28 protein-coding genes are annotated in these 26205 nt (G+C 40.1%); 11 read left to right on the plus strand and 17 right to left on the minus strand.

Going from position 1 to position 26205, the window contains the following annotated elements; translation table 11 throughout:
• Positions 1 to 32 precede the first annotated feature (32 nt).
• From proS to H9Y05_RS12535, 3 genes are all read left to right on the plus strand, one after another.
• Entirely contained in the window at positions 33 to 1508 is a 1476-nt protein-coding gene (proS, locus tag H9Y05_RS12525; RefSeq protein WP_216714483.1) for a proline--tRNA ligase, read from the plus strand.
• 1 nt (position 1509) lies between these two features.
• Positions 1510 to 2211 carry a hypothetical protein gene (locus H9Y05_RS12530; protein ID WP_163492638.1) on the plus strand — a complete coding sequence of 234 codons (702 nt, stop codon included), beginning with the start codon at positions 1510 to 1512 and terminating at the stop codon, positions 2209 to 2211.
• Between the two features lie 224 nt (positions 2212 to 2435).
• Positions 2436 to 2852, plus strand: coding sequence for an ArsR/SmtB family transcription factor (locus tag H9Y05_RS12535; RefSeq protein ID WP_216714484.1), 417 nt, complete (start codon positions 2436 to 2438; stop codon positions 2850 to 2852).
• Between the two features lie 31 nt (positions 2853 to 2883).
• Here H9Y05_RS12535 and nth read toward each other — a convergent pair whose 3' ends face one another.
• Both nth and H9Y05_RS12545 read right to left on the minus strand, forming a co-directional pair.
• The gene (gene nth / locus H9Y05_RS12540; protein WP_216714485.1) at positions 2884 to 3528 is read right to left on the minus strand and encodes an endonuclease III; all 645 of its coding nucleotides are present in this window, start codon (positions 3526 to 3528) and stop codon (positions 2884 to 2886) included.
• Positions 3525 to 3884 carry a hypothetical protein gene (locus H9Y05_RS12545; RefSeq protein WP_216714486.1) on the minus strand — a complete coding sequence of 120 codons (360 nt, stop codon included), beginning with the start codon at positions 3882 to 3884 and terminating at the stop codon, positions 3525 to 3527. Before H9Y05_RS12545 ends, nth begins: the two co-directional genes overlap by 4 nt.
• Before the next feature lie 43 nt (positions 3885 to 3927).
• Here H9Y05_RS12545 and H9Y05_RS12550 point away from each other — a divergent pair, with 43 nt between their 5' ends.
• Positions 3928 to 4170: a hypothetical protein gene (locus tag H9Y05_RS12550; protein WP_216714487.1), complete on the plus strand. Its 243-nt coding sequence runs from the start codon at positions 3928 to 3930 to the stop codon at positions 4168 to 4170.
• On the opposite strand, the gene H9Y05_RS12555 is transcribed toward H9Y05_RS12550, so the two are convergent.
• Positions 4167 to 5474, minus strand: coding sequence for a serine hydrolase (locus H9Y05_RS12555; protein WP_216714488.1), 1308 nt, complete (start codon positions 5472 to 5474; stop codon positions 4167 to 4169). The genes H9Y05_RS12550 and H9Y05_RS12555 overlap by 4 nt on opposite strands.
• Positions 5475 to 5688: 214 nt before the next feature.
• Here H9Y05_RS12555 and fabF point away from each other — a divergent pair, with 214 nt between their 5' ends.
• Positions 5689 to 6933, plus strand: coding sequence for a beta-ketoacyl-ACP synthase II (gene fabF, locus H9Y05_RS12560; protein WP_216714489.1), 1245 nt, complete (start codon positions 5689 to 5691; stop codon positions 6931 to 6933).
• 2 nt (positions 6934 to 6935) lie between these two features.
• On the opposite strand, the gene H9Y05_RS12565 is transcribed toward fabF, so the two are convergent.
• The 3 genes from H9Y05_RS12565 to H9Y05_RS12575 all read right to left on the minus strand — a co-directional run bounded on the left by H9Y05_RS12565 (position 6936) and on the right by H9Y05_RS12575 (position 9365).
• On the minus strand, positions 6936 to 7310 hold the full coding sequence (locus tag H9Y05_RS12565) for a YbaN family protein (protein WP_163492644.1): 375 nt from the start codon (positions 7308 to 7310) through the stop codon (positions 6936 to 6938).
• Positions 7311 to 7439: 129 nt separating this feature from the next.
• Entirely contained in the window at positions 7440 to 8789 is a 1350-nt protein-coding gene (locus H9Y05_RS12570) for a hypothetical protein (protein WP_163492645.1), read from the minus strand.
• 6 nt (positions 8790 to 8795) lie between these two features.
• Positions 8796 to 9365 (minus strand): RNA polymerase sigma factor, encoded by a 570-nt coding sequence (locus H9Y05_RS12575; protein ID WP_163492646.1) that lies wholly within the window; start codon positions 9363 to 9365, stop codon positions 8796 to 8798.
• A gap of 171 nt (positions 9366 to 9536) precedes the next feature.
• Between H9Y05_RS12575 and H9Y05_RS12580 the strand changes: the two genes are divergently transcribed.
• The 3 genes from H9Y05_RS12580 (at position 9537) to H9Y05_RS16660 (ending at position 13609) form a co-directional block, all read left to right on the plus strand.
• The gene (locus H9Y05_RS12580) at positions 9537 to 9956 is read left to right on the plus strand and encodes a nucleoside-diphosphate kinase (RefSeq protein WP_163492647.1); all 420 of its coding nucleotides are present in this window, start codon (positions 9537 to 9539) and stop codon (positions 9954 to 9956) included.
• A 1072-nt stretch (positions 9957 to 11028) separates the two neighbouring features.
• A complete protein-coding gene (locus tag H9Y05_RS16655; protein ID WP_449649466.1) occupies positions 11029 to 12393 on the plus strand; it encodes a lectin-like protein in 1365 nt (454 codons plus the stop codon).
• A gap of 742 nt (positions 12394 to 13135) precedes the next feature.
• On the plus strand, positions 13136 to 13609 hold the full coding sequence (locus H9Y05_RS16660) for a T9SS type B sorting domain-containing protein (RefSeq protein WP_449649467.1): 474 nt from the start codon (positions 13136 to 13138) through the stop codon (positions 13607 to 13609).
• A 189-nt stretch (positions 13610 to 13798) separates the two neighbouring features.
• On the opposite strand, the gene H9Y05_RS12595 is transcribed toward H9Y05_RS16660, so the two are convergent.
• The 8 genes from H9Y05_RS12595 to msrB all read right to left on the minus strand — a co-directional run bounded on the left by H9Y05_RS12595 (position 13799) and on the right by msrB (position 19369).
• Entirely contained in the window at positions 13799 to 14452 is a 654-nt protein-coding gene (locus H9Y05_RS12595; RefSeq protein ID WP_216714492.1) for a 2-C-methyl-D-erythritol 4-phosphate cytidylyltransferase, read from the minus strand.
• A gap of 60 nt (positions 14453 to 14512) precedes the next feature.
• Complete coding sequence (locus H9Y05_RS12600) at positions 14513 to 14710, minus strand: hypothetical protein (RefSeq protein ID WP_163492649.1); 198 nt, start codon at positions 14708 to 14710, stop codon at positions 14513 to 14515.
• A gap of 121 nt (positions 14711 to 14831) precedes the next feature.
• Entirely contained in the window at positions 14832 to 15767 is a 936-nt protein-coding gene (locus tag H9Y05_RS12605) for a hypothetical protein (RefSeq protein ID WP_163492650.1), read from the minus strand.
• Positions 15764 to 16888 (minus strand): hypothetical protein, encoded by a 1125-nt coding sequence (locus H9Y05_RS12610; RefSeq protein ID WP_216714493.1) that lies wholly within the window; start codon positions 16886 to 16888, stop codon positions 15764 to 15766. The genes H9Y05_RS12605 and H9Y05_RS12610 overlap by 4 nt, the downstream gene beginning before the upstream one ends.
• 80 nt (positions 16889 to 16968) lie before the next feature.
• Positions 16969 to 17751: a 16S rRNA (adenine(1518)-N(6)/adenine(1519)-N(6))-dimethyltransferase RsmA gene (gene rsmA, locus H9Y05_RS12615; protein WP_163492652.1), complete on the minus strand. Its 783-nt coding sequence runs from the start codon at positions 17749 to 17751 to the stop codon at positions 16969 to 16971.
• Positions 17748 to 18062, minus strand: coding sequence for a DUF4286 family protein (locus H9Y05_RS12620; protein WP_163492653.1), 315 nt, complete (start codon positions 18060 to 18062; stop codon positions 17748 to 17750). The genes rsmA and H9Y05_RS12620 overlap by 4 nt, the downstream gene beginning before the upstream one ends.
• A 185-nt stretch (positions 18063 to 18247) precedes the next feature.
• Positions 18248 to 18820, minus strand: coding sequence for a fasciclin domain-containing protein (locus H9Y05_RS12625; protein WP_163492654.1), 573 nt, complete (start codon positions 18818 to 18820; stop codon positions 18248 to 18250).
• Positions 18821 to 18925: 105 nt separating this feature from the next.
• A complete protein-coding gene (gene msrB, locus H9Y05_RS12630; protein ID WP_235992200.1) occupies positions 18926 to 19369 on the minus strand; it encodes a peptide-methionine (R)-S-oxide reductase MsrB in 444 nt (147 codons plus the stop codon).
• A 191-nt stretch (positions 19370 to 19560) separates the two neighbouring features.
• On the opposite strand from msrB, the gene H9Y05_RS12635 reads away from it, so the two are divergent.
• Positions 19561 to 20133: an RNA polymerase sigma factor gene (locus tag H9Y05_RS12635; RefSeq protein ID WP_235992201.1), complete on the plus strand. Its 573-nt coding sequence runs from the start codon at positions 19561 to 19563 to the stop codon at positions 20131 to 20133.
• A 1-nt stretch (position 20134) separates the two neighbouring features.
• Positions 20135 to 20980, plus strand: a complete 846-nt coding sequence (locus H9Y05_RS12640; protein ID WP_216714494.1) for an anti-sigma factor — start codon at positions 20135 to 20137, stop codon at positions 20978 to 20980.
• A 13-nt stretch (positions 20981 to 20993) separates the two neighbouring features.
• On the opposite strand, the gene H9Y05_RS12645 is transcribed toward H9Y05_RS12640, so the two are convergent.
• Entirely contained in the window at positions 20994 to 23054 is a 2061-nt protein-coding gene (locus H9Y05_RS12645) for a M43 family zinc metalloprotease (RefSeq protein ID WP_216714495.1), read from the minus strand.
• Between the two features lie 116 nt (positions 23055 to 23170).
• Here H9Y05_RS12645 and dusB point away from each other — a divergent pair, with 116 nt between their 5' ends.
• Positions 23171 to 24175, plus strand: a complete 1005-nt coding sequence (gene dusB, locus H9Y05_RS12650; RefSeq protein ID WP_163492658.1) for a tRNA dihydrouridine synthase DusB — start codon at positions 23171 to 23173, stop codon at positions 24173 to 24175.
• Positions 24176 to 24241: 66 nt separating this feature from the next.
• On the opposite strand, the gene H9Y05_RS12655 is transcribed toward dusB, so the two are convergent.
• Complete coding sequence (locus tag H9Y05_RS12655) at positions 24242 to 24913, minus strand: hypothetical protein (protein WP_163492659.1); 672 nt, start codon at positions 24911 to 24913, stop codon at positions 24242 to 24244.
• A 110-nt stretch (positions 24914 to 25023) separates the two neighbouring features.
• A complete protein-coding gene (locus tag H9Y05_RS12660; RefSeq protein ID WP_216714496.1) occupies positions 25024 to 26202 on the minus strand; it encodes an acetyl-CoA C-acyltransferase in 1179 nt (392 codons plus the stop codon).
• Between the last annotated feature and the right edge of the window lie 3 nt (positions 26203 to 26205).

Below are 26205 nucleotides of genomic sequence, written 5' to 3' on the forward strand. Positions count from 1 at the left end.
TTTAACATATAATTAAGAAAAACAAAAATACTATGTCTCAAAAGTATTCTACACGAGCAGAAGATTATTCCAAATGGTATAATGAAACGATTGAAAGAGCTGATCTTGCTGAAAATTCAGGAGTGAGAGGATGTATGGTGATTAAACCTTATGGTTATGCGATTTGGGAAAAAATCCAGGCGCAATTAGATAAGATGTTTAAAGAAACCGGTCACCAGAATGCTTATTTTCCTTTGTTTGTCCCGAAGAGCTTGTTTGAGGCAGAAGAAAAAAATGCTGAGGGATTTGCAAAAGAATGTGCAATTGTAACACATTACCGGTTGAAAACAGATGAGAAAAATCCGGGAAAATTAATTGTTGATCCGGAAGCTAAACTGGAAGAGGAGCTGATTGTACGCCCTACATCTGAGGCAATTATCTGGAATACTTATAAAGGGTGGATTCAGTCATATCGCGATTTGCCGATATTGATTAATCAGTGGGCGAATGTTGTGAGATGGGAAATGCGTACCCGAATTTTCCTGCGAACTGCTGAATTCCTCTGGCAGGAAGGGCATACAGCACATGCAACGAAACAAGAAGCATACGAAGAAACAGAGCGCATGCTGGGGGTGTATGCTGAATTTGCCGAAAACTTCATGGCAATGCCGGTTATCCAGGGTAGAAAGACAGAAAGCGAGCGATTTGCAGGAGCAGACGATACATTGTGTATCGAAGCAATGATGCAGGACGGGAAGGCATTGCAAGCGGGGACTTCCCACTTCCTGGGGCAAAATTTTGCGAAGGCGTTTGATGTGAAATTCACAGACTCAGAAGGAAAGTTGGATCATGTATGGGCAACATCATGGGGTGTTTCTACCCGGTTAATGGGAGCATTAATTATGACACATTCGGATGACGAAGGGTTAGTTTTACCTCCTAAGTTAGCACCAATTCAGGTCGTTGGTGTTCCAATCTTTAAAACAGATGATGAATATGAGGCCATCGGTAAGAAGTTTGATGAACTTGCTTTAAAGCTGAAAGCGCTTGGGGTATCGTTTAAATACGATCATGACAAGAATCGTCGTCCGGGATGGAAATTTGCTGAATATGAGGCGAAAGGAGTTCCTGTACGTTTGGCAATGGGTCCCAGAGATATGGAAAACGGGAATATTGAAGTTGCCAGAAGGGATACGAAAACCAAAGAGGTTGTTTCATTTGAGGGACTGGACCAACACCTGGTAAAATTGCTCAATGAAATTCAGAATAATCTATATCAAAAGGCATTGAATTTCAGGACAGATAATTTACATACGGTTGATACATATGAAGAGTTTAAGACGCGATTGTCCAAAGAAGGTGGTTTTTACCTGGCTCATTGGGATGGTACTGCTGAAACTGAAGCGAAAATAAAAGAAGAAACACAGGCTACGATCAGATGTATTCCTTTTGAGCATACCGGAGAAGGTGTGTGTATGGTAACAGGGAAGCCATCCAAACAGCGTGTTGTAATTTCAAAAGCATATTAAAATGGCGAATCAGAAGGTATTTGAAGAGTTACACCCTAATTCGAAGAGAATAGTTAATCTGTTGGAGGAAAAATCGGCTTTGAAACAGGATGTTTATGAGGATTCTCACACTGCTTTTGATCAGTTGAGGGAATTGGTAAAGACAGAAGTGGATTTGCTGAAGCAATGTGTGGAAGATAAGCGTATTCGATTGTCTATTGTTGAGAAGAGTCAGTCTGAATTTCAGGTATTTATCGGAAGTGATGTTTTGGTGTACCAGGTCCATTCGAATGTATTTCGTCTGGAAGATGGACATCCACTATGGGAAAGTCCTTATTTGCAGGAAGACAGTAGCAGAGGTTTTTTTGGAATTATTCACGTCTATAACTTTCTGGCAGAATCATTTTTGCAAAACAGATATAATGATCCGGGGTACTTAATCGGTCGTATTTTTGTCAATAAAGATTCTCACTTTTTTGTAGAGGGAAGAGGGCAGTTGGGATTTTTGTTTAAAGATCTTGCCCAGGGTGAATGGAGAGATTCTTCGATTCGACACATCATCCAGGTCTCTTTTGCGTATGCACTTGAATTTGATTTGTTTGTTCCACCATATGAAATGGTTCAGGAATTAAATGTAGGGCAAATGCAGTCAATTGGAAGTAACTCTCAGGCAGCTACAGGAAAACGACTTGGATTTAAGCTTCAATCTGAAGATGAAGAATAAAACTTGTTAGTTGAAGAAAATGATAGCGGGTGGCAATTTGATTTGTTGCCCGTTTTTATTTTTATTAATAGGAAATTTTATAAAGATATTACGATATTCTTAAATCTCAAAAATTTCGAATCAGTATGTTTTATAAAAAAGAATCCTTCAAAATTTGTAATATTTAAAGTTGTTTCTTAATTTATATAAGAAAAATCATTTATAACTACTTTAAAACGAACCTTATGGGAGCGACTAAATTCGAAATTTATACAGAAGAATTAATCAGATTATCAGAACTCGCTAAAGCGATTTCACATCCGGCACGATTAAAAGCAGTGTTGATTATTGCAAACGAAACCGATGAAGATGTTACGCTCAAAGACATCATGGAAGAGATTGACCTTGCTCAGTCGACTCTTTCTCAGCATTTGAAAGTACTAAGAGATGCGGGATTAGTAATGACGAAGTTAATTGTTGAGAACAACACAAGTAAGCAAATTTACAGAATCAATAAACTCGCTTTGGAACAGATTAATAAATTGTTGAATCACCTCTCTGACAGGATTGATTTAAAACAGGATGATCGATTTAATGCGGTAAAATCATTTTATTCAAGACTGTACGAGATTACAAATTGGAATCAGTGTTTTAATTCATGATTATTACAACTGAATACCTGCAGATGGTAAATTAGACTAATTCTGAAAGTGCCTGTTTTGTTCCGATTGTACGCGTAATATAGTCTTTTTCTAGCTTTGGACTCCTTGCAGGGGAAAACTCACGGCCATAAAAAATGATCTGAAGATGTAATTTATTCCACTTCTCTCTTGGGAATAGCTTTTTTGCATCTTTTTCCGTTTGTTCTACATTTTTTCCGTTAGTAATTCCCCAGCGGGTTAATAACCGATGGATGTGCGTGTCAACCGGGAATGAAGGAACACTAAATGCTTGCGCCATTACAACAGATGCTGTTTTGTGACCGACTCCGGGTAATTTTTCTAATTCTTCAAACGATTGAGGAACTTCACCATTGTGTTCTTGAATGAGAATGTGAGATAAATCATAAATTGCCTGAGACTTTCGGGGGGATAAACCACATGGTCTGATGATCTCTTTTATTTCTTCAACGGTTAGCTTAATCATATCAAACGGATTGTCGGCATGTTTAAATAAGGTAGGGGTAATTGTGTTTACACGGGCATCAGTGCATTGCGCAGATAGAAGAACGGCAATTAATAACGTATATGGATCTTTGTGATCCAACGGAATAGGTGTTTCTGGATATAGTTTTTCTAACTCGTCGATAATATAATCAGCTTTTTCTCTTTTTGTCATTTGATAAAAGGTTTAACTAGAATTTGATCCATTAACAAGTTGAATTGATGCAGATCGGTTGGGATTTTAGAATTCGCATAAGTTGTAAAAGCATGTACAAACTCATTTAGCGGATTGGGAAGATTTTTTCCGGATTTTAATGCAGATAGATACACCTTTAGCTCGCCTAATAATTGATGTTCAGGCATACGTTTTAATGCTTTGGAAACGGTAATTGCGGCGCTCCTCAGCCGACCACATTCAACCTTACAGTAAATGGAAAGCAGAATGAGTTGGATGGATTCGGAGGAGTTTTTCTTTAAATGTTCAACTTCATCTATAGCCGCTTCAAATTCCTTTTTATGAATCAAATCCATTATTTTTGTATACGTGGTCTCTTGGCTCATAAATTAATTTCTCATGAACAACAAATGTAAGGACTTTCCTCAGTATCGAGTACTATCAGGTAGAAAAGTATACTATAAAATAGTTTCTGACGGGCAATTTATAGAATTGTCATGGATTGGAGAAAAACCTGTCAAATATATTGTTACGGCAGTGCAGTACCCTGAACGGTTAAGAATAATGGATATGCTTGCATGTGAACCTCCCTATGAGTTACTTCAGGATGGAGATGCAGAACAGTTGAATTTTGGAGATTAGTATTTCAATAATTTTTTTATTACCTTTTTACCATTAATTGACTCTGTATAAACAAAATAAATACCTGTATCTAAACTTTTAATATTAATGCTGTTATTTTGAATATTATTCTCTTGCTGAACAACTTGACCTGTTGAACTACAAATAATTACGTGATGAATTGCATCGACGGAATGAATTGTAATGAATTCCGTTGCAGGATTAGGAGAAATACTTATTTCTTCATAAGACGTATTGGTTACATTTAAAGGGGCACAAGTCAGGTCGTTCAGGTAATCCCAGATTTCATTGTGTAGCAGATAAGGTACCAATCCTCCGTTTGGTGCTTCCCCCATCCGTATCCAAACCATATTTTGACTTGGAATAATATCAATAAATTGCCCGTTCATTCCTAATGCAGCGATCATATCTGCCGGCGCTGCAGGTGTTAGATACCCAGGAAATGTGAGTTGCGTTCCCGGCATCATAAATGAAGATTGGCCATTCAACCACCACAGGTAACCATAAGAATGATTGATGGGTTGTGAAGGAGTAACCATTTGATTGAAATAAGTTTGATCAGTCATAAGCTGCGTTCCATTCCAATTCCCCTGATTAAGAATTAGCAGCCCAAAACGAGCCATACTTCTGGCGGTGCTGAAAAATACATGATTATAGTCGATGGAGTAAAACAGGCCTGTCATTCCCGTCGGGTTTTTTAATTTTTGAGTCGTATAATTGTTAAGAGACATCCCTGTGGCGTTTTCAATCACTCCATCTAATAATGTGTAAGGCCCGTTGTGGTAGGCCCATCTGGATCCTGCGTCGGCTTTATAAATCAGGCATGTATCCAATGTACAAAAGTTATCAGGGACTCCGTCGTCTAATCCTGATGTCATTGTTAGCTGATGCCGGATAGTGATTTTCTCTTCTAGTTCACTTGTACAGGCAGTCCATCCTTGTCCCAGGTAGTGAGATGTTGTATCACTAATTGATAGATATCCTTCCTGTTGGGCAACGCCAGTCATGAATGAAGTGATTGTTTTTCCCGCCGACGCCCAGTACCAGGTACTGTTTTGATCAAACGAACCAAAATATTTTTCGAGGACAATTTTTCCGTCTTTTAACAGAACAAATGCTTTAGAATTATTGTTTTCAAGGTAGTTATACATCGCGTCAATTTTTTGTTGACACCATCCCAATGATTGCGGTGATAATGTGTCCCATGTGTTTCCTGAAGTTGGAGGGAAATAGGAAGATTGAGAGAAAGATATTCCTGAATTAGATGCGAAAAATAGAATAATAAAAGTATGTAATGTTTTCATAATCAATGTGGAAATTAGAGTGCTAAAGTACTTTTTTTTTGATTAACTCAGGTAAGACAATGTGTTAAATTCTGATTCTGTAATCTCGAATTTAACATTTTCAAAATATGACGATATCGCAATATTGCAATATGGGCTGAAAGGTACTTCGTCATTGTATGAAACCTCAATAAGCACTTTTTTTATATTTTTGCTGCTTGTTTATATGAAATCTATGAGAAGAGTAGTTGTTACCGGGTTAGGTGCATTGACACCAATAGGAAATGATGTAACCAGTTTCTGGAACAATATGGTTAATGGAGTAAGCGGAGCTGGTCCGATTACAAAGTTTAACACGGAAAAATTTAAAACCAGGTTTGCTTGTGAGTTGAAAGATTTTGATCCGGCGGATCATTTTCATGTAAAGGAATTGCGACAGTATGACCGTTTTTCACTCTATGCACTCTATGCAGTCGAACAAGCCATTCAACATGGACAAATTGATATTGAACAGCTAAATAAAAATAGGGTAGGAGTTATTTGGGGATCGGGAAATGGCGGAATTCAAACGTTTCAGGATCAAATGAAGGAATATTGTGAAGGGGATGGAACACCTCGCTTTACACCGTTTTTTATTCCCAGAATTTTAGTTGATATTGCTTCAGGGATTATTTCAATTAAATACGGTTTTCGGGGAGTTAATTTTTGTCCTGTTTCCGCTTGTGCAACATCCAACACCGCTTTGATAGAAGCATTTAACTACATTAAATGGGATAAAGCAGATATGATTATAACGGGTGGATCGGAAGCGGCAATCAATGAAGCGGCAATTGGAGGTTTTTCATCGGCAAAAGCATTATCAACAAGGAATGAATCTCCGGAGACAGCCTCACGTCCTTTTGATGTTACACGTGATGGTTTTGTCATGGGGGAAGGTGCAGGAGCTATTATTCTGGAAGAATACGAGCATGCCGTTAAAAGAGGAGCAACGATTTATGGTGAGATTGTCGGAGGGGGAATGGCAGCAGATGCATATCATTTGACCGGTACACATCCCGAGGGGGAAGGTGCTGTGTTGGGAATGAATGAAGCGTTGCGTGAAGCTGGGATTAAACCGGAAGACGTGGACTATATTAATATGCATGCGACATCAACCTCCCAGGGAGATACTTCTGAATTAATTGCAGTTAAACGTGTATTTGGGGAACGAAAATCGTTGTCTGTTTCAGCAACAAAATCAATGACAGGACATTTATTGGGGGCTGCTGGTGCAATTGAAGGAATAGCATGCATTCTGGCACTGAAAAATGGAATCGTTCCTCCAACAATCAATACAAAAGAAATAGAACCGGAGTATAAAGATGTGTACAATTTCCCGCTTGGAAAGGGCGAGCGACAATCACTGAATTATGCCATGAGTAATACATTCGGTTTTGGCGGACATATCGCAAGCGTCCTTTTTAAGAAATTCGAGGAGTAATTTTAATGCTCCTTGGTTTCTTTTTTTGTTTTCATAAACAGTCCGAAATAAATGAGGTGGCCAATGAAAACCAGTGATAGAATGATGCGGAGATAGGTGTTTTCGACAAAATAAAAACTGATAGATACAACAACCAGTACGGAAACCAGAATTTCAATTTTTTTTCGAAGCGGGACAGGTTTATCCGGACGATAACTTTCAATATAGTCCGTATACATCTTGGTGGATACAAACCAACGGTGAAATTTTTCCGACCCTTTGGAAAAACAAAAAAGCGTGAGTAGAAAAAAGGGAGTTGTAGGAAGGAGTGGCAAGAAAATACCCAAAACTCCCAATCCTAATGAAATGCATCCTAAAGTAATCCAAAAGTATTTCACAACTCAAATTTCTGGTGGCAAATGTACAGCTATCTGATGAGAAATGGAATGACTAAAAAGAAAATATCTTCTGTCGACAACCGACAGAAGATATTTCTCAACTAATAGAAGTAGTTGTAATGCTGATGATTATAATCTGACAACAATACCTGAATATTCTTTTGGCTCACCTGGTTCAGGTGTTGCTAAAATAACTTTCCATGCATATGATTTATTTTCTTCAACCATTCGATTGGTATTTCGGTCAATTCCGTCCCATCCTTCTTTAGAAGTTGTTTCATAAATAACCGCTCCGGTTCTTGGTTCAATAATCAGTAATCTGAAATCCGTATTCCGCATTGTTAATGCGATTGGAATAAATTTGTTCTTGCGGATATCATCACTTTGAGGCATGAAAGCCGAAGGCGCCAATAAATTGTAATCTTCATCTATTGTAACTGACTTCGTAACGGAGTTTTTACATCCTGAACTGTTTTTCCCGGTCAAAGTAATCTCATGAATTCCCTTTTTATAGAAATGAGCATATGCTTTTGTTCCGTATTGTTTGATTGAATTTCCTTCAAAACTCCATTCAAAACCTGCTGCGTCAGAATATGACTCCAGGGGAATCGAAGGAATTCCGTTTTCGTATTTAATCTCATCATTCATCATGAAATCAACTCTTGGAGATTCCTTTACAATAAAAGAGGTACCACCTGCTGCCTGTTTTTTTGCCGTTATTGTGTAAACTCCGGCTTCGCCAGTCTGGTAATTAATTGTTTTTCCTGCCGGAATCACTTGTTCTTTTCCGTTGGGGGATGTAATAATTAAATCAGCAGTACTATTTTTATTCGCAATGGAAGCAGATGAATGCTCACAAATTGTATAGTCAATATCCGGAAAAAATAGTTCTGCTTTATGATTATCGCCATTCGGATGGACAGTTCCTCCGGTAACGTCGGCTTTATATGTGTCTGAAGCAGTAGTTTTGCCCGTTGGATTGCTTGCTTGTGTATAATCAGAAGCGGTATTTTTAAAAGTGGTTGCAGGTAATTTTGCTTCCGTTCGCAATGATTTATCTCCTGCCGGAATACCTTGCCCGGAAGATTGACGATCGTTCTTTTGATCAGATGTATTCACCGATGTTCCCGAATGATCTTTGGCTGTCAGAGTTGTTTCTGGTGTTGTCGGTTGATTGCCGGACGTAGTGGGATTACTTCCGCTTTGTTCAATCGGAGTCATTCCGTCAGCAACCTTATTCTTACCGGATGAATCATCAGTCGAAAACATGAAAATCAGGGCTGAAGATACGATTACCACAACAGCCGATCCTGCGATCCATTTCATACCTGAACCGGAAGAAGATGGCTTTTGAATATTCCCTGGTGCTTGCTGGATCTTATCCAGCCTGTTATTAAGGGCATTCCATGCAGCAGGATTGTATGGCAACTCATACTGCTCAAATGCGTCCTTAAACTTATTGTCCAAATTACTATTCATATTTATTTAGTATATTTTGGTAAATTGTTGACTTAGTATTGCTTTTAAATTCAATTTTGCCTTCGCGAGGTTGGATTTTGATGTTCCTTCCGTTATTCCCAGTTTTTCAGCGATTTCTTTATGTGAGTAATTTTCAATCACAAACATGTTGAAAACAGTTCTGTATGCCGGAGATAACTGTTGGACTGCTTCCAGTGCCAATTCTCCTTTCAGTGTCATACTCTCAATGTTTTCCGCTTCTACGACCGGGTCTTCCGTATCATACACGAAATCAGTGTCTGTTCCGGATAATAAAGGGTCCTTTTTTGTCTTCCGAATGTAGTCGATGGCCGTATTTGCAACAATCCGGCGCGTCCATCCCTCAAAAGAACCTTTAAAATCATATCCGTCCAACTTCTCAAAGATCTTGATAAAACCGTTTTGAAGTACTTCTTCAGCAGTGTCTCTGTCCGAGATATAGCGAAGAGCAACAACGATCAGCTTTCCATAATAAAGTTGAAAGAGCCGCTCCTGAGCACGGCGGTCGTTTTGCAAACATCCCTCAATTACTTTATGTACATCCACTCGTTTCTCCACGTTTTACTGATTTAATGACGCATACTTTTGTCAATGGTTGCCTTGCGTAAGAATTTAACCTGTAGACACAATTATTTTAACCGATAAATTAATAAAAAAAAAGATTAGATCACATTTTTTTGAAACTTTACACTACTTTTGCGCCCAGTTATATAAAGAAATAAAGAAATTATGGCAACAAACAGAACGTTTACAATGCTGAAACCGGATGCGATTGAAAATGGTTATGCAGGGAAAATTATTGACATGATCATTGGTGCGGGATTTAAAATCAAAGCATTGAAATATACACGTTTGACAGAAGAGCAAGCGAAAAAGTTTTACGAAGTGCACGCGGAAAGACCATTTTATGGTGAATTGGTTGAGTACATGACTTCAGGACCGATCATCGCAGCAATTCTTGAAAAAGAAAATGCCGTTGCAGACTTCCGAACATTGATCGGAGCAACAGACCCGGCAGAAGCAGCAGAAGGTACAATTCGTAAAAACTATGCTGAGTCAAAAGGCCGTAACGCAGTGCACGGTTCTGATTCAGACGAAAATGCTGAAATCGAAGGTAAATTTCATTTCACAGCAGCTGAGATTTTTTAAGAAATCAATAAATATGCAAAAAGAGGCACTTTTAAAGGCCTCTTTTTTATTTTTGTTACGTCTTGAAAGTGGATTTATGCCTGATAATGCATGAAATCTATAATACTAAAAACAAATAGGTTGATTGTCAGTTGTATATGGCTGATTTTGCCAGTTAAAATAAAAATACCTTGTTAATCTTGAAAACAGATTAAATGCGTTTGAACGAACTTCAACATATAACTAAACAACAATTGCTACTAATACAATCGATATGAATGAACTTTCTATGAAGCGATTATTTGCGATACTATTGCTTGTTGCATCAGCAAACTTAAATGCTCAGTTTTTTCCAAATCCTGCAACACTTTCAACAGGGCAGGGAGCACCGGGAACCCAGGATCCGATCTGGCTGTGTTCTCCATGGTCTTCTACGATTCCCGGGAATCCGATGGGACAGACGTATGGTCCCACATTGATCAATAATAACTGTGCTCCCGGAGCGTGGGTTGATCCGGCTTCTCTTCCGGCACCAATGAACAACGGAAACTGGATTACAGGAACAGAAAGTGATTGTGCAGCCAATTCAACAGATGGATACCGCTATTTCCGATTGACAATTAATTTACCACCTGATTGTAACGGGAACAGTGTAACCGTTCAGGGGAATTATGTGCTCAACCTGGACGGATATGTGGATAATCAAATCATTGATGTTTTTATCAATGGAAATTCACAGGGAATCAGTGGAGGAAGCTTTGCTCCCGGTGCGCAATTAAACATTCATCTGGATGGTCCCTGGGTAGTTGGTGTAAATTACATTGATATACTTGTGTACAACTTTCCGAATGGTAGTCCCGGTTCATCCAATCCGTATGGATTACTGTTGGTTGCTGACGGAACAACAAGTGCAACTACAGATTCTGACGGAGATGGAGTTACTGATTTGTATGATGTGTGTCCGTGTGACTACGGAACAAATCCATACGGGTGCCCCGATCCGAATGCGAATACATGTGACATTGATTTGATACGAACAACATTTTTAAATGAGGGGTGTATCGAATTGCCTGTTTGTAACAATGATTGCAGTATGTACTTTCTCAATCCGGATCCGCATTCAGGAAGCAGTGCCCAGGCATATGCACAAACATTGGGAGCCAACTTGATTTCCGTTCAAAGTGCTGCTGAGAATACATGTATCATGAACGAGTTAAACCGCCTGGGGCAAAGTGGCGTTATCTGGATCGGATTTAATGACGAAGCAGAAGAAGGAAATTTTGTATGGTACGATCAGGCACCGATTACTTACACAAACTGGGCACCTGGAGAGCCTAATAATTCAGGAGGAGATGAGGGGTGTACACAGATTTATCCGGATGGACTCTGGAATGACCTGAACTGTAATACGGCGAATGCTCAATCAATTATTGAAGTCAACTTATGCCCGGTAATTACAACGCATGATATCATTATATGTGCCAATGAACCAGCTGTGATTGCTGCAGATGATCCTATATTAGGTTCATTTCCATATACGTTTTCGTGGAGTAACGGAGCGACAACTCAAACGCAAACCGTTCCTTCGGTGAATGGAGAATACATTGTCACAGTTACAGACCGATACAATTGCAGTGGAACCGATACGGCTGAAGTTGTAGCAAAACCTGTTCCATTAGCCATTATAACTCCTGCCGATACGTTGGTGTGTTCAGGAAGTAATCCGAATCTGCAATTATCATCGGATATTTCCGGAGCAACATTAACCTGGACGGTTGCTGAAACCAATGCAACAGGAGCTTCGAACGGAAGTGGAAATGCAATTTCTCAGACCTTGAATGTGACAGGGACAACTGATGGAACTGTTATATATACTGTAACGCCAGGTTTCGACGGGTGTACGGGAAGTCCGGTAAATGCGACAGTAACAGTTGCTGTACCTCCGACGATTACAGCAAGTGCAGATGTTAGTATTTGCCCGGGAACTTCAACTATGATTTCGGCTACTGGCGGTGTGTTGTACAACTGGGATAATGGTTTGGGGACAGGTGCCAGCCACACGGTCAGCCCTCTTGTAACGACAACATATACTGTAAACGGAGAAGACGCGAATGGTTGTTTGGGAAGTGATGCGGTTACAGTTACAGTCTATCCGAATCCTACTGCAAGTATTACCGGAACAACGGCCGTTTGTCTGAATGATGCAGCTCCGTCCCTGACTCTTTCCGGAAGTGTAGGTGTTGCGCCATACGATTTTACATATACCATTAACGGAGGAGCTTCTCAAACAGTGACTTCAAATGGTGCAGGACAAGCGACGCTCACCGTTCCTACAGGTACTTCAGGTGTGTTTGATTATGAATTAACGGGTGTTGAAGATGCAAACGGGTGTACTACTTCGCTTTCTCAAACAGCAACAGTCACGGTACATGCGTTACCGACNTATTACGGCTGCTGACGTTTCTGTATGTCAAACCGGAACAGTAAATATTACAGCGGGTGGAGCCGTTAACTATAATTGGTCACCGGGAACGAACTTGAGTGGTACAACGGGGGCGATGGTTATATTTACTTCAGGCACATCAACAACGTACACGGTTACAGGAGAAGATGCAAATAACTGTTTGAATAGTACAACAATGACCGTGACAGTTAATCCATTGCCGACCATTGATGCCGGAACCAATGTATATGCCTGTGAATACGATCAGATTACATTGACAGGTTCCGGAGCTGGTAATGGTGGTACTTATGTGTGGAACGATGCTAATGTTGTAAATGGGATTGCTTTCGAACCGGTTATCGGAGCCACAACATATACTGTTACAGGAACCGATGCGAATGGATGTCAGAATCAGGATAGTGTTGTTGTGGATATCCAAACAATACCGGATTTGAGTTTTACCGTTCAGCAAGATAGCTACTGTTACCCGGTGATAGCTCAGTTTGTAAATACGACTCCTTCTGTTCAGAATTGTATTTGGATATTGGATGACGGCTCAACAATTTTAGGATGTGGTCCTATTTCACATGTATTTAATCAAGCGGGTATTTATGGTGCTACATTACAAGCTGAATCTTCGTATGGTTGTGTGAATCAGTTGTATCAGAATGCTGTGGTAATTATTGATGAATATCCGGAAGCTTCATTTACACATAACCCGGGGAAATTGTCCAGTTTAGATCCACGGGTTGATTTTATGAATACATCAGCTAATGCAACTTCTTATGTCTGGGATTTCGGAGATGGCAGTCCATTATCAACAACAGCGAATCCGGAACATGTATACCCATCGGATATTTCAGCAAGTTATACAGTAACCTTAATTGCCGTTTCTCCGAACGGTTGCAGAGATACAACGGCAAGAGAAATTGGAATGATCGAAGAACTATTATTCTTTATTCCGAATACATTTACACCCGACGGTGATCAATACAACCAGGTTTTTCAACCTGTCTTTACTTCCGGATTTGATCCGTTTGATTTTACATTGTTGATCTATAACCGATGGGGGGAACTGATTTTTGAATCACACGATGCTTCCATAGGATGGGACGGGAATTATGGAAATACGATGTGTACTCCCGGTACCTATACCTGGAAAATAGAAGTCAAAACAAGTGAAAATGACGAACGTAAAATGTTTGTCGGACATGTTAACTTGCTGAAATAGGAATTATATGATATAGTAGTTGAGACCGGAGTGGATTGCTCCGGTTTTTTATATAAATAAAAAGTATTATTGTAATATTACGATATTACGATATTACGATATTACGATATTACGATATTACGATATTACGATATTACATCTAAAAATACAGCACGATAAAAAGAATCGTATAAGTTCGTTCGTCTGCACTTACAAGAATGATTCGGCCATTTTCATATCAACAGGTGTGGTAATTTTGATATTTTCTTCATTCCCTTCAACAAGATGGATGATCCCCCCTGATTCCTCAACCAATGAAGCATCATCTGTAATTGCTGAATGATAAGGAAGTTGATATGCTTTTTTCAGAAGTTCAGCTGAGAAACATTGAGGAGTTTGTACCAGTACATATTCACGTCGAATGCATGAAGAAGAGCCTTCGGGTGTTATTTTACGAATGGATTCCTTGGCGGGAAGGCAAGGAACTCCGCTTCCTTTTTGAGTAGCACCAGCAATACAAGCCTTAATGGTTTTTAGAGAAACGAGTGGCCGGACACCGTCGTGAACTCCAATGATCGTTCCGGTAGATTTTTTCAACGCATTGTTAACGGAATCGTAGCGCTCAATTCCTCCGGCAATGATTTCATGTGGAATCTGACAATGATACTTGCTGAGTAATTCATTCCAGTAGTCGATCCAATCGTTTGGAAGTGTGATGAAAATCTGCGCAGTAGGATCAGCTTCATAAAACCGCTCTAATGTACGTAACAGAACAGGTTTCCCTTTCAGCAACAGGAATTGTTTTGGAAGATCACTTTCCATTCGTTTGCCAATTCCTCCTGCGGTAATAATAAACGTATTCATCAGGCCTAAAAATAAAAAAGGTTGCCTGAACAGCAACCTTTTACACATATTATTTTCCGATTACTTCAATTGATTCGGATTGTTTTCTGCTTGTTTGTTGTATTTTATCTGGTGGCGTAACCAATAAAACATACCAAAAAATCCTAAGAGGATAAGGAATGTGTTAAAAAACGCAGTAAATCCTACATTTTCATCCAAAATTGAAAGTAAAAATGTCAATCCGTCTCCAATTCCCCAAAAAAATTCTGTAAGTGTCATGTTCTTTAATTTTGTTTAGCAAAGAAAGCAATATTTTTTTGAATCATTGATTTTTTTTTAAGCTTATTTTTCATAAACGGATTGTTAATATCAATGTCGCATAGCAGAATCATCGTTCCTCTTACTTCTTCCGGATTCCAATCACATTCGGAAGCCCCCAGAATTCAGCGTTCTTGTCAGTTGCATAAGTTTTTGATACGTAGCTTCCTAATTTTTCAATGCGGTCATTTTTGGTATCAATGAATAAACTGGTTTGTGGCCCGCCTTCCATATAGATGGCATTGAGTAACGGTTCTTCAAAATTGACCATAAAATCGATCATTTCGTTATGTGAATACGGTGATCGCGTGAAAATGAAGTAAATAGATTGGTATTGGTCTTTAGCAACAATGAGTTGACTACACCACTGTGGGTTTTTATTCCAGCTCATCGGGTTTCCGCTGCAATCAATCATTCGCATTCCCTGTGCAAGAGAAGCATAATTGCGTTTTACAACTGAAATATCGGTACATTTTAAATCAATGATATCAAATTCAGGAAGGTTTTCCTTTAATGGGTTAAAGGCAATAATCATGTTGTACCCCTCATACAATTTTGGATTATTGGCATATTCCAGGCTGTTTTGCAATAACCCTTTGCTTGAAAGTTGTCGTCTCAAATCGTACATTCCGGCGTTGATGACCACATGCAGGTTGAATTTTTCCGCCCAGTCATTGACGCACAAGGAAGTGGAGTCAAATTGCGAAGCCGAAAGCAGTTCAAATTTGAATTTTTCCGGATTGATTTTTAAAATACTGATCCGGGAATCTCCAACACTTGCTTTTTTAGGAGCATCTTTCTCAATGTATTCCAAGCCGCTTTCCAGTTGCACCCATTGATTGTGAAAGCGATTGTAATAATCCGGATTGTAGAACGCCGTGATGGGAATTGTATCAGCTGTTAACGAGTCAGGTCGATTGATTGTCACCGAATCGCCCTGTTGTGAGCAAGATACAAAAGGGATTGTTAATACAACCAACAACAACCGTTTTATGATCACTTCCTTCTTTTTTATCATAGTTCATTCAATACCTGACCGGTTTTATTCCAATCAAATTTTTTGCCACGAATAGGGAAGAGATCATACAATTCGCCTGAATAATAAAATTGATAGCTGATCATTCCGAAAGTATACGGAACCTCGTGGATTTTTATCGTTGAACCTCCTACTTTCGGATCTGCATTCGGATTGGATTGAGGGAAGCCGACATTAAATAATGTAGCAAGAATTTCAGGTCGTTGTTCAATCGGGTATCCTGCTTTTTCCCATTGTAATTTCACTTGTTTCAGGAAAATGGCGGCATACAGGTAGGAATAATAATGATTTCTGAATGAAGTCAGTCGTGAAATACGCTCCGTAGCAGGATCTTCAGTTTTGAAATCGAGCAGATGTTCGTATTCCTGTCCCAGATAAAACTCACTTGTGGGATCCTTCAGCAACCGTTCAATTTTTTGTGCAGTATGTTCTTTGATTCCCGTCACACCAAATGAGAACTGGCTTTCAACAGACAAAATTTTAAGCGGACCGATCCATTGTTTGAAGGCCTCACGATTGGAATTGAACAAACGGATCTGTTCCCCGACAAGACAACTTACAATCAATCGTTCTTCTACTCCCGTAACTTTTGCTACAGAATCAATCAGGTGTTTATCTTTTGCAACTGCTTCCTTAAAAATTTCCCATTCATCAATGTTCATCCATTCAAAAGCAGTCCGTTTATTTCTTCCGGAACCTGTTTTTTGTTCATTAGACAATCGCTTCAATGCTTTCTGATAATTAGCATCGTCTTTCAAGACCAAATCTACGGCATCCAGCATACGTGAAATCTCAGTAATTGTATCTCCTTTCTCAAGTGCATGAACAATGTATTCGGCATTGACGGGGTAGAATCGATTCAACAATTCAATGCGCTTGAATACCGCAATTTTCTCTTCCATTTCAGAGGAGGAATGCATCGCTGTACTCTTTCCGTTATATTTTTCATTGATATCGTGCAGATACCGGCTGTTTTGATCCACACTCCCTTTTTGATTGGTCCATTTGAATTGAATAGCCATATAGCTCATAATCAAACCGAAACCGGCAATGGCAAATCCATAAAGGAGAATGTTGTAGCAAACCTTGAAGAACTTTTTCATGTTAGCAAAATTTGGCGCAAATATAGTTGGAGTTTGCACGCAATGAAAAAGTGTTGATAACTCTTTTTGAAATTGTTAATTTATTGTTTTCCCGCTTCGTAAATGCAGGATGTCAGTTCTATAAATTGCTCCACACTCAATACTTCGGGGCGGAGTGAAAGGTACTCATGATCAAAATCCGGATTGTTGATCAGTTTTTTCAGTGAGTTACGTAACGTTTTTCGCCGTTGATTAAATCCTGCTTTTACAACCTGAATGAATAATTGTTCGTCACATGGAAGTGCTTTTCGTTCATTTCTTGTACATCGGATGACCCCCGATTTTACTTTTGGGGGTGGGTTGAATACATGTTCATCAACAGTAAAGCAGTATTCGATGTCGTAAAAAGTTTGTAATAATACGCTGATGATTCCGTATTGTTTGGATCCTGGTTTTTCAGCTACACGTTCTGCCACTTCTTTCTGAAACATTCCCATTATTTCAGGTACCTGATTTCGGTAATCCAGGCACTTAAATAAAATCTGTGAAGAAATATTGTACGGGAAATTCCCGACAACCGCAAACGGTTCTTTACCCATAATTTCTTCCAGGTCAACGCGAAGGAAATCTTTTTTATAAATACGTCCGCTCAGTTGAGGAAAATGTTCGTTCAGGTAATCAATGGATTCACTGTCGACATCCATAACAGACAAGTCTGTTTCCGGTTGTTGCAACAGGTACTCAGTCAGCGCGCCTGTCCCCGGACCAATTTCCAGTGCACGTTTACATCCCTGATGGTATTGAAACTGATCTGCTATTTTTCGACAAATATTTTTATCGGTCAAAAAGTGTTGCCCCAGGTGTTTTTTTGCTCTTACCGTCATGGCTTGAATTCTTCAACGATGGATAATACTGTCCGGAACGCTGCAAATCGCCCCTGGTATTTTGTCGTGTGTTCATGTTGCAACTTCGGAGCGAACAATTGTTGGTAAACATCAAATTGATCCTGCGTAGGAGCGACGTACTGAATAGCGTAACTCATGCCACCTTCTTCTTCTCCGTGAATGCGCGCAATACGGCTTTCAACGAAACAGCCGGTACTCATGACATCGGGAATGTGCTTTGAACGCATCCATTCTAACCATTCGTCATGAACGTCTTTGTCGATATTGACAGTAACATTGTAAATAATCATACTGCAAATTTATTCACATTTTTGGTATAATGCATCATTGCCTTATCGTAATATTACGATATAGCGATAGTACGGTATTCAACTATAAAAATATAATTCTCGTCATCTGTAGTGTTTTTTAGGCAAACAAAAACAGCCTGATAAATTACTTACCAGGCTGCCGTGATTAGTGGTCTAGAGTAAAACTAAGGCATCAATACTTTGTCGATGACGTGGATCACTCCATTGGATTGATTCACATCCGCAATTGTAACTTTAGCATCATTCCCTTTACTGTCTCGCACATAAAGTGCTTTATCTTTCATCCAGAAAGTCAACGCTTCTCCCTGTACAGTTTTCATCACTGCTTTTCCTTCTCCTTTTTTAATTGCATCCATCAAGTCTTTCGCGTTGAATTTCCCTGCAATAACGTGATAAGTCAGAATGCTTGTCAATTGTGCTTTGTTTTCCGGTTTAACCAATGTTTCCACAGTTCCCTTTGGTAATTGATCAAATGCTGCATTTGTCGGTGCGAAAACAGTGAAAGGGCCTTCAGAGGATAATGTTTCCACTAACCCGGCAGCTTTTACTGCAGCAACAAGTGTTGTGTGGTCTTTTGAATTGACTGCATTCTCAACAATGTTTTTAGAAGGGTACATTGGTGCTCCCCCTACAGTTACAGTTTTTTCTTTGGAAGTTCCCTGAGCGTACGTTGCTCCTGAAATTGCCAGGCTCACTGTAAATAGCCCCATCGCGATCATTTTGGTTGTGTTTTTCATGTTTTAAAAATTTAGTTGTTTCTTGTTTTATTTTTTTGTGTTTAACAGACTCATTTACGAGGAATGAAAGCGATCGGATTTTTTGAAGTCAAAAAAAATGAAAAATTATTTCTGAGGTTCAAAATCCAGGCTGATGGAATTCATGCAAAAACGTTTCCCCGTCGGATTGGGACCATCATCAAATACATGCCCCAGATGTGCGTTACATCGCCCGCACAATACTTCCGTCCGGTTCATTCCATAAGATAAATCGGCTTTATAAATAACACCGTTGACACGAATAGGTTCATAAAAAGAAGGCCAGCCACATGTTGTGGAAAATTTTGAATCGGAACGAAACAGTGCATTTCCGCAAGCCGCACAATAATAAGTACCCTTCACATCAAATTCATAGTACTTGCCAGTGAAGGCGCGTTCTGTTGCTGCATGACGAGCCACTTCATATAAATCGGCGGACAAGACTTTTTTCCATTCCTGGTCCGAAACATGAAGGGTGGTCGTGTCTGTACGTGAGTAATAGGGATTCTTTTTTTGATCCGTTTGTGCCATGCTGTTACAGGAAGCGAACAGCAAGATGCTTGCGGATAGGCAAGACAGTAAACGTATTGAAATGTATTTTTTCATCGTATTTTATGATTACGGGGTTTTGTAGTAATATACGAATTATTCACAGAAACGGATTGTTGTTGCTTATATGGATTTATTTTATATTTTTGCTTCGTTGCTAAAAGTACAAACGATTGAGCCCTCATATTCAACTTTCAGAAGAACAGCTGATCGCTTTATTAAAAAATAGAGAGGAGCGGGCCTTCAATTATTTGTATGACCATTATTCGGGTGCAATCTACGGACTCATTTTAAGAATAGTCACATCTGAAGAGCATGCGCAGGAAGTTATCCAGGATGTGTTTGTGAAAATATGGAAATACATTGATCAGTATGATGCGTCAAAAGGTCGTTTTTATACATGGATGATCAATATTTCAAGAAATACGGCAATTGATTACCTGAAATCGAAAGGGTATCAGAATGAGCAAAAAAACCAATCGATTTCAATTTTCGTAAGTAAGGATGAAGCACGTTTATCTGCCGGGATGAATAACCCTGCTGATAAAGATGCGGATTTGATTGGAATGAATACAATTATAAACGGTTTGAAGCCGGAATGGCGGGAGTTGATAGAACTGGCTTATTTCCAGGGATATTCACAGTCCGAGATAGCTGAAATGCTTGACATACCGATTGGAACCGTAAAAACAAGGACGCGAAATGCATTGTTGGAATTAAAGGGATTATTAAAAGATTATCAGTAACGTGGATACACAGGAGTACATATCGTCAGGTATCATTGAGGCCTATGTGATGGGAGTCGCTACCGAAGAGGAGTCGCGTATCCTGGAGTGCATTCAACAGCACAACCAGGAAGTGAAACAGGCTGTTCTCGATGCGCAGATCGCATTGGAAGGACTTGTTTCCAACCAGGCTGTTGCTCCACCTGCTGAATTGAAACATTCCATCTGGTCCGCTATTCAACAAGAAACAGCTGTCGATGCTGAAGAAACAACACGACCGCCTGTAAAAAGTGAATCCGACGCAGATCGTACCATTCCTTTCTCTCCTGATTATTCCTACCGGGTGGCAACACCATCAGGAAACCGGTTTAAACCATATGCAATTGCAGCATCGGTTTTGTTGGTTATCAGTGTAGGTGTGGGGATCAACGCATATCGAAAACAAACGCAATTGGAAAATCAACTTGCACAGTTGAAGGATGAAAATCAAAAAGAACAGGTGAAATATGCCGAATTGCTTAACAAATGGGATATGAGCTCCAACCCGGATATGAATACAATTGTATTGGAAGGAGTGGAAAAACATCCGGGAATGAAGGCAATGGTATATGTCAATAAGGTTACCAGGGAAACTTACCTGAGCCTGGAAAACCTACCTGCTGCGCCTGAAGGACATCAATATCAGTTATGGGCAATTGTGGACGGAAAACCGGTAGATGCCGGGGTTTACAGCAATCATCCCGAAACCTCCGTTCAAAAAATGGCCGTCATCGAAAACGCACAAGCGTTTGCAATCACGCTTGAAAAAGAGGGGGGAAGTGTCAACCCGACATTGGAACAGATGTATGTGATGGGAGCGGCAGTATAACCACGCTCCGGAACTACCTTGAAATTACCTGGACATGTTTGTAAATACCTTGATCTGTTTGAATAGAAATCAAATATGTTCCTATAGAAAAATCAGATGTATTTAATTGAAAATCATTTGTGTTAATTTCATTTTTCTCTAGTATTAATTTACCTTCTGGATTGAACAATAATACCTGCTCCAATACTTCACCTGATGAATAAATTGTAAACGATTCGCTTGATGGATTCGGGTAAATAACCAATGCATCAGAATGGAGTTTTTCAATGGATAATTCATCCGGATGTGAGACCTGAATGTTGTCGATATATACGTTATTGCCTCCGGCAGATTTAAAACTGAAGCGTACCAGTAAATCATCTGTTAAACTTGCCGCATTGAGGGTTGCGGTTTGATTTTTCCATTCATTGTTGCCGGTAGGAGTAAAGTTTCCGGTAACCGGTGAAGTGACTGTTTTCAATGTTCCCGTCCCGTTCAACGTTCTGCGGATGGACCAGTTTTTACCACAATCAGTTGAAATGTAAACCTGTAATAAATCATTATCCGAAGAAGTGCGTTGTGCATAAGCAACATCAAATGATATTACGGCGGAAGAAAGATTACTTACGTTGACGGGATGTAAAATAAAATCACTGATAATACCCGGACTTCCGTTGTAATTGTCGATGAAAATGGATCGTTGGGATTGATAACCACTGACTTCATTCACCTGCCAGTCGTTTGGGGAGAGGTTGTGCACGATTGTATAAGCTGTATTTGTAGAATCTTCAAACGTTTCACGGTGAAAATGGGAAAGTCCTTCATCCGGCAAAATGGTAATGTATTCTTTTTTTATGATTTCTTCACTTTGAGAACCTCTTCCTGCTGTGAGTTTTACAGCATATTTCCCGGGATTTGTGTACACAACTTTGACCACTGAATCAGAAAGGCTGGAAGCTGTTCCTCCGTAGAATTCCCAGTTTCGTGTTTCGATGCCGTGATAGGATAAATCCGAAAATATAATTGTATCTCCTGTACAGGCAATTTGTTTATCCGATTCAAATGCTGCGGCACACAAATAATAGGTCCCGTCATCTGTTCCTGTAGCGATCAGGTTAGCCGGTTGCCACAATTTATTGCGGTTGGCAACAGAAGAATTCAAACATGCGTGCATGCGTGCTTTTTGTCCTTCTGTAAACATTCTTCCGCAATAGGCATAATCCATGTAATTCTGTACATTGTCCAGTTCACCACATGTATTTCCGCTGAGATTGCACGATTGCCATCCGATTGTATTCGGTGTATCCGCCACTTCGTCATCGTAGGCACAATTACCCGACTGTGCAACCGGTAAGTAGTAATAATCCGGAACATTATTTCCACCCCAGATGTGCTGAAGATTCAGAAAATGTCCGATCTCGTGTGACAGAACAGTTCTTCTGAAATATTCAGATGTACCGATGGTTCCGACATACGAATGCTGCATGACGATTCCGTCCCATTGAGGAATGGTGTCTGCCGCTGACGGAAGCAATGCGTGACCTGCGAGTCCTGCTGCCTGAGAACAGACATACACATTCAGGTATTTATCGGGTGGCCAGTGAATCAGTGCTTTTACATCGTGATTTCCGGGCGACGTGAGTGAAGATACAGTACGGGTTATTCCGGAGGTGCAATTTCCATCCGGATCTAATTGCGCCAGGCGAAACTCGACTTCAATATCAGCTGCAATGGGTTTGAACGAGGCTACAATTTCATTCGTATCGGGATTCAGTTTTCGGAATTGTAGATTAACTTGCTTCAGAGCATCGTGAATCTGTGCATCGCTGATGTTTTCCGGACCGTAATTATGAATGATGTGAAAAACAACCGGGATTACATATTGTGCGTCTGATTTCTGATCTCCGTTATGGAAGAAAGCGCGTGTATCTGCTTCCAGTTGGTGGTGTGCATTCCTGATTCCTTGATTGTATTCAGGATGTTGCTGAAACAATTCCTGATGCATTTCATCCGTTTTACAAGGGAATTTTTCAGTCTGAGCAAAAATAAAAGTGCCGGAAAATAAAAGAGAATAAAGCAATATCTCTGGTTTCATAAGTGTAATTTTTAGCTAAAATACAAAAAGTAAATCAATTCAAAATTGTACAGTTGATCCGGGCATTAAACATTCTTTTTTTATCCTGTTCACTTTTCCGTATATTTGCACCCTCAATGGTAAAAATTCGCGATATAGAATTGGGGAAATTCCCGCTGTTGCTTGCGCCGATGGAGGATGTAAGCGATCCGCCTTTTCGTGCGTTGTGCAAAGAACATGGCGCGGATTTAATGTATACGGAATTTATTTCCTCAGAAGGATTGATCCGTGATGCGGCAAAAAGTGTTCAAAAACTGGATATTTTTGAATACGAGCGCCCGATCGGAATTCAGATTTTCGGATCAGAAATCGAGTCCATGCGCCAATGTGCGGAAATCATCGAACGTGTGAATCCCGATATCATTGACATCAATTACGGATGCCCGGTAAAAAAAGTAGCGTGTAAAGGAGCAGGTGCCGGAATTTTGCAGGATATTCCCAAAATGGTAAGTATGACGGAGGCCATTGTGAAGCAAGTGAAATTGCCGGTAACCGTAAAAACCCGGTTGGGTTGGGATGACGATACAAAATACATTGTAGAAGTTGCAGAGCGTTTGCAGGATGTGGGCATTGAAGCAATCAGTATTCATGGGCGAACGCGAAAGCAAATGTACAAAGGAAATGCTGACTGGACGCTGATTGGAGATGTAAAGAACAATCAACGAATGCACATTCCTGTTTTTGGAAACGGGGACATTGATTCTCCTGAAAAAGCGGTGGAATACAGAAACAGATATGGTGTGGATGGTGTGATGATCGGGCGTGCGAGTATCGGTTACCCATGGATTTTTAACGAAATTAAACACTACATCAATACAGGTGAACATTTGTCAAAACCAACCATCCAGGATCGGGTAGAAGCTGCCAGAAGACATCTGGAAATGAGTATTAAATGGAAAGGAGAGGGGCTTGGTATTGCAGAAATGAAACGCCATTATACCAATTATTTCAAAGGAATCGCTCACTTCAAAGATTACCGGATGAAATTAGTTACAACGTTCAACCTGGAAGAAATTCTACGAACGCTCAACGAAATTGAACAGAATGCGGAGCAATTTTACTTTGCAAATGCATTCGATTAAAATCAAATGGACATAAAAACGAACGGGACCTGTCTCACAACAATCCCCGTTCGCTCGTGTGTCGCGTCAGATAACAGATGGTCTGGACAGATCAGTTATTCCTTCATATTGTGCAAGCAACTCCGCAATTTTAGCTCTTCCGGTTTCACCATGTTCGTTGATGTAGTGTAATTCTTGTAAGGTGAGCAAACGAACATTCACCAATGCGATATTTTCAATGGACAATTGCACGTTAGGAGCAACCCTTGAAGATGCTAATCCCAGCAACACGCCTGCTCTTCCATGTTCATTTAAGTAGGAATCGGGAACATTACAATCGTACAGTTCGGTAGAAACATGTGTGTACTCGCCGATAATAGAAGCAATATTGGGATTGCCGGCAGCCAGTTGCGCAACCTGGTACAAAACACTGAATTGCCAGGATGTTTTCATGTGGTTGAAATCACCGAGTATCTCATTGCACTCGATATAAAATTCACATCCGATTCCGTTGTAATCACGGTTGGTCTCGTTTTCATCAAAATCACTGTAAGGATCGCTCAGTCCGTCAGAAGCGAGAATTGTTCCGGAAGTGGTATCGATTCTGACGAATGCCTGCCGTACAGAAGGCCACATCGGCCCGCCCGAAAATGCGGGATTGATCACATGCGTAACGACATCTTCATGAAGTTTACCGATGCTGTTCCAGTAATCATTTCGTAATTGGGCAGATGTTTCAAAGTGTTGATCGTAATTCATAGAGGTTTTTCAATTTTGTTAATGGTGAAAATAACAATTCATTTCGATATAAATTAGACAAAAAAAAGGCTTACCCGAAAGTAAGCCTCTGATCAGTCTGAAAAATACTGTTATAAATTCTCAATGATTACAGCGGAAGCACCACCACCACCGTTGCAGATACCAGCACCACCGTATTTACCATTGTTTTGTTTTAATACATTCAATAATGTTACCAACACTCGGGAACCTGAGTTTCCAAGAGGATGTCCCAATGCTACCGCACCACCGTTTACGTCTACTTTTTCAGGATTCAATCCTAAAATCTTTGTATTCGCGATTCCGACAACGGAAAATGCCTGGTTCAATTCCCAGTAATCAACCTGGTCTTTTGTCAAACCTGCTTTCTCCAGCGCAATCGGAACTGCTTTTGAAGGGGCTGTTGTAAACCACACCGGTTCTTGTGCTGCATCACCGTATGATACAATGCGACCGATCGGTTTCAATCCGTATTTCTCAACCGCTTCTTCTGACGCCAGGATCAGCGCAGATGCACCATCGTTCAATGTAGAAGCGTTTGCCGCTGTGATTGTTCCGTCTTTTGCGAATGCCGGACGCAATTCAGGGATTTTGCTTAAACTTACGTTTTTGTATTCTTCGTCTTCAGAAACAATGATCGGGTCTCCTTTGCGTTGCGGAACACTTACCGGAACAACTTCATCATTGAATTTTCCCGCTTCCCATGCAGCAGCAGCTCTTTTGTATGATGTAATAGCGAAATTATCCTGATCTTCACGTGTAATATTGTACTCCTGTGCACATTTCTCAGCACACGTTCCCATTGGAACCTGGTCGTAAACATCCAGTAAGCCATCTTTTGTAATTCCGTCCAGCATTGAAATGTTCCCGAATTTCATACCATTTCTTCCGTCCAGGTAATGGGGAACCAATGACATGTTTTCCATTCCTCCCGCAACAACAACATGGTTGTCACCCGTAAGAATTGTCTGAGCAGCAAGAATCACTGCTTTCATTCCGGAAGCACATACTTTATTGATAGTTGTACATGGAACGTTATTGCCGATTCCCGCTCCCAGAGCAGCCTGACGAGCTGGTGCTTGTCCTACACCTGCCTGAAGTACATTTCCCATGAACACTTCATCAATAGTTGCCGGGTTTACATTTCCTTTTTTCAAAGCTCCTTCAATAGCAATGGAACCCAATTTTGTTGCCGGTACAGTTGATAAACCGCCCATGAATGCGCCCATTGGGGTACGAGCAGCGGCAACGATATATACTTTCTTACTCATGAT

The sequence above is a fragment of the Taishania pollutisoli genome, from assembly GCF_014518315.1.
Taxonomy (GTDB): domain Bacteria; phylum Bacteroidota; class Bacteroidia; order Flavobacteriales_D; family Crocinitomicaceae; genus Taishania; species Taishania pollutisoli.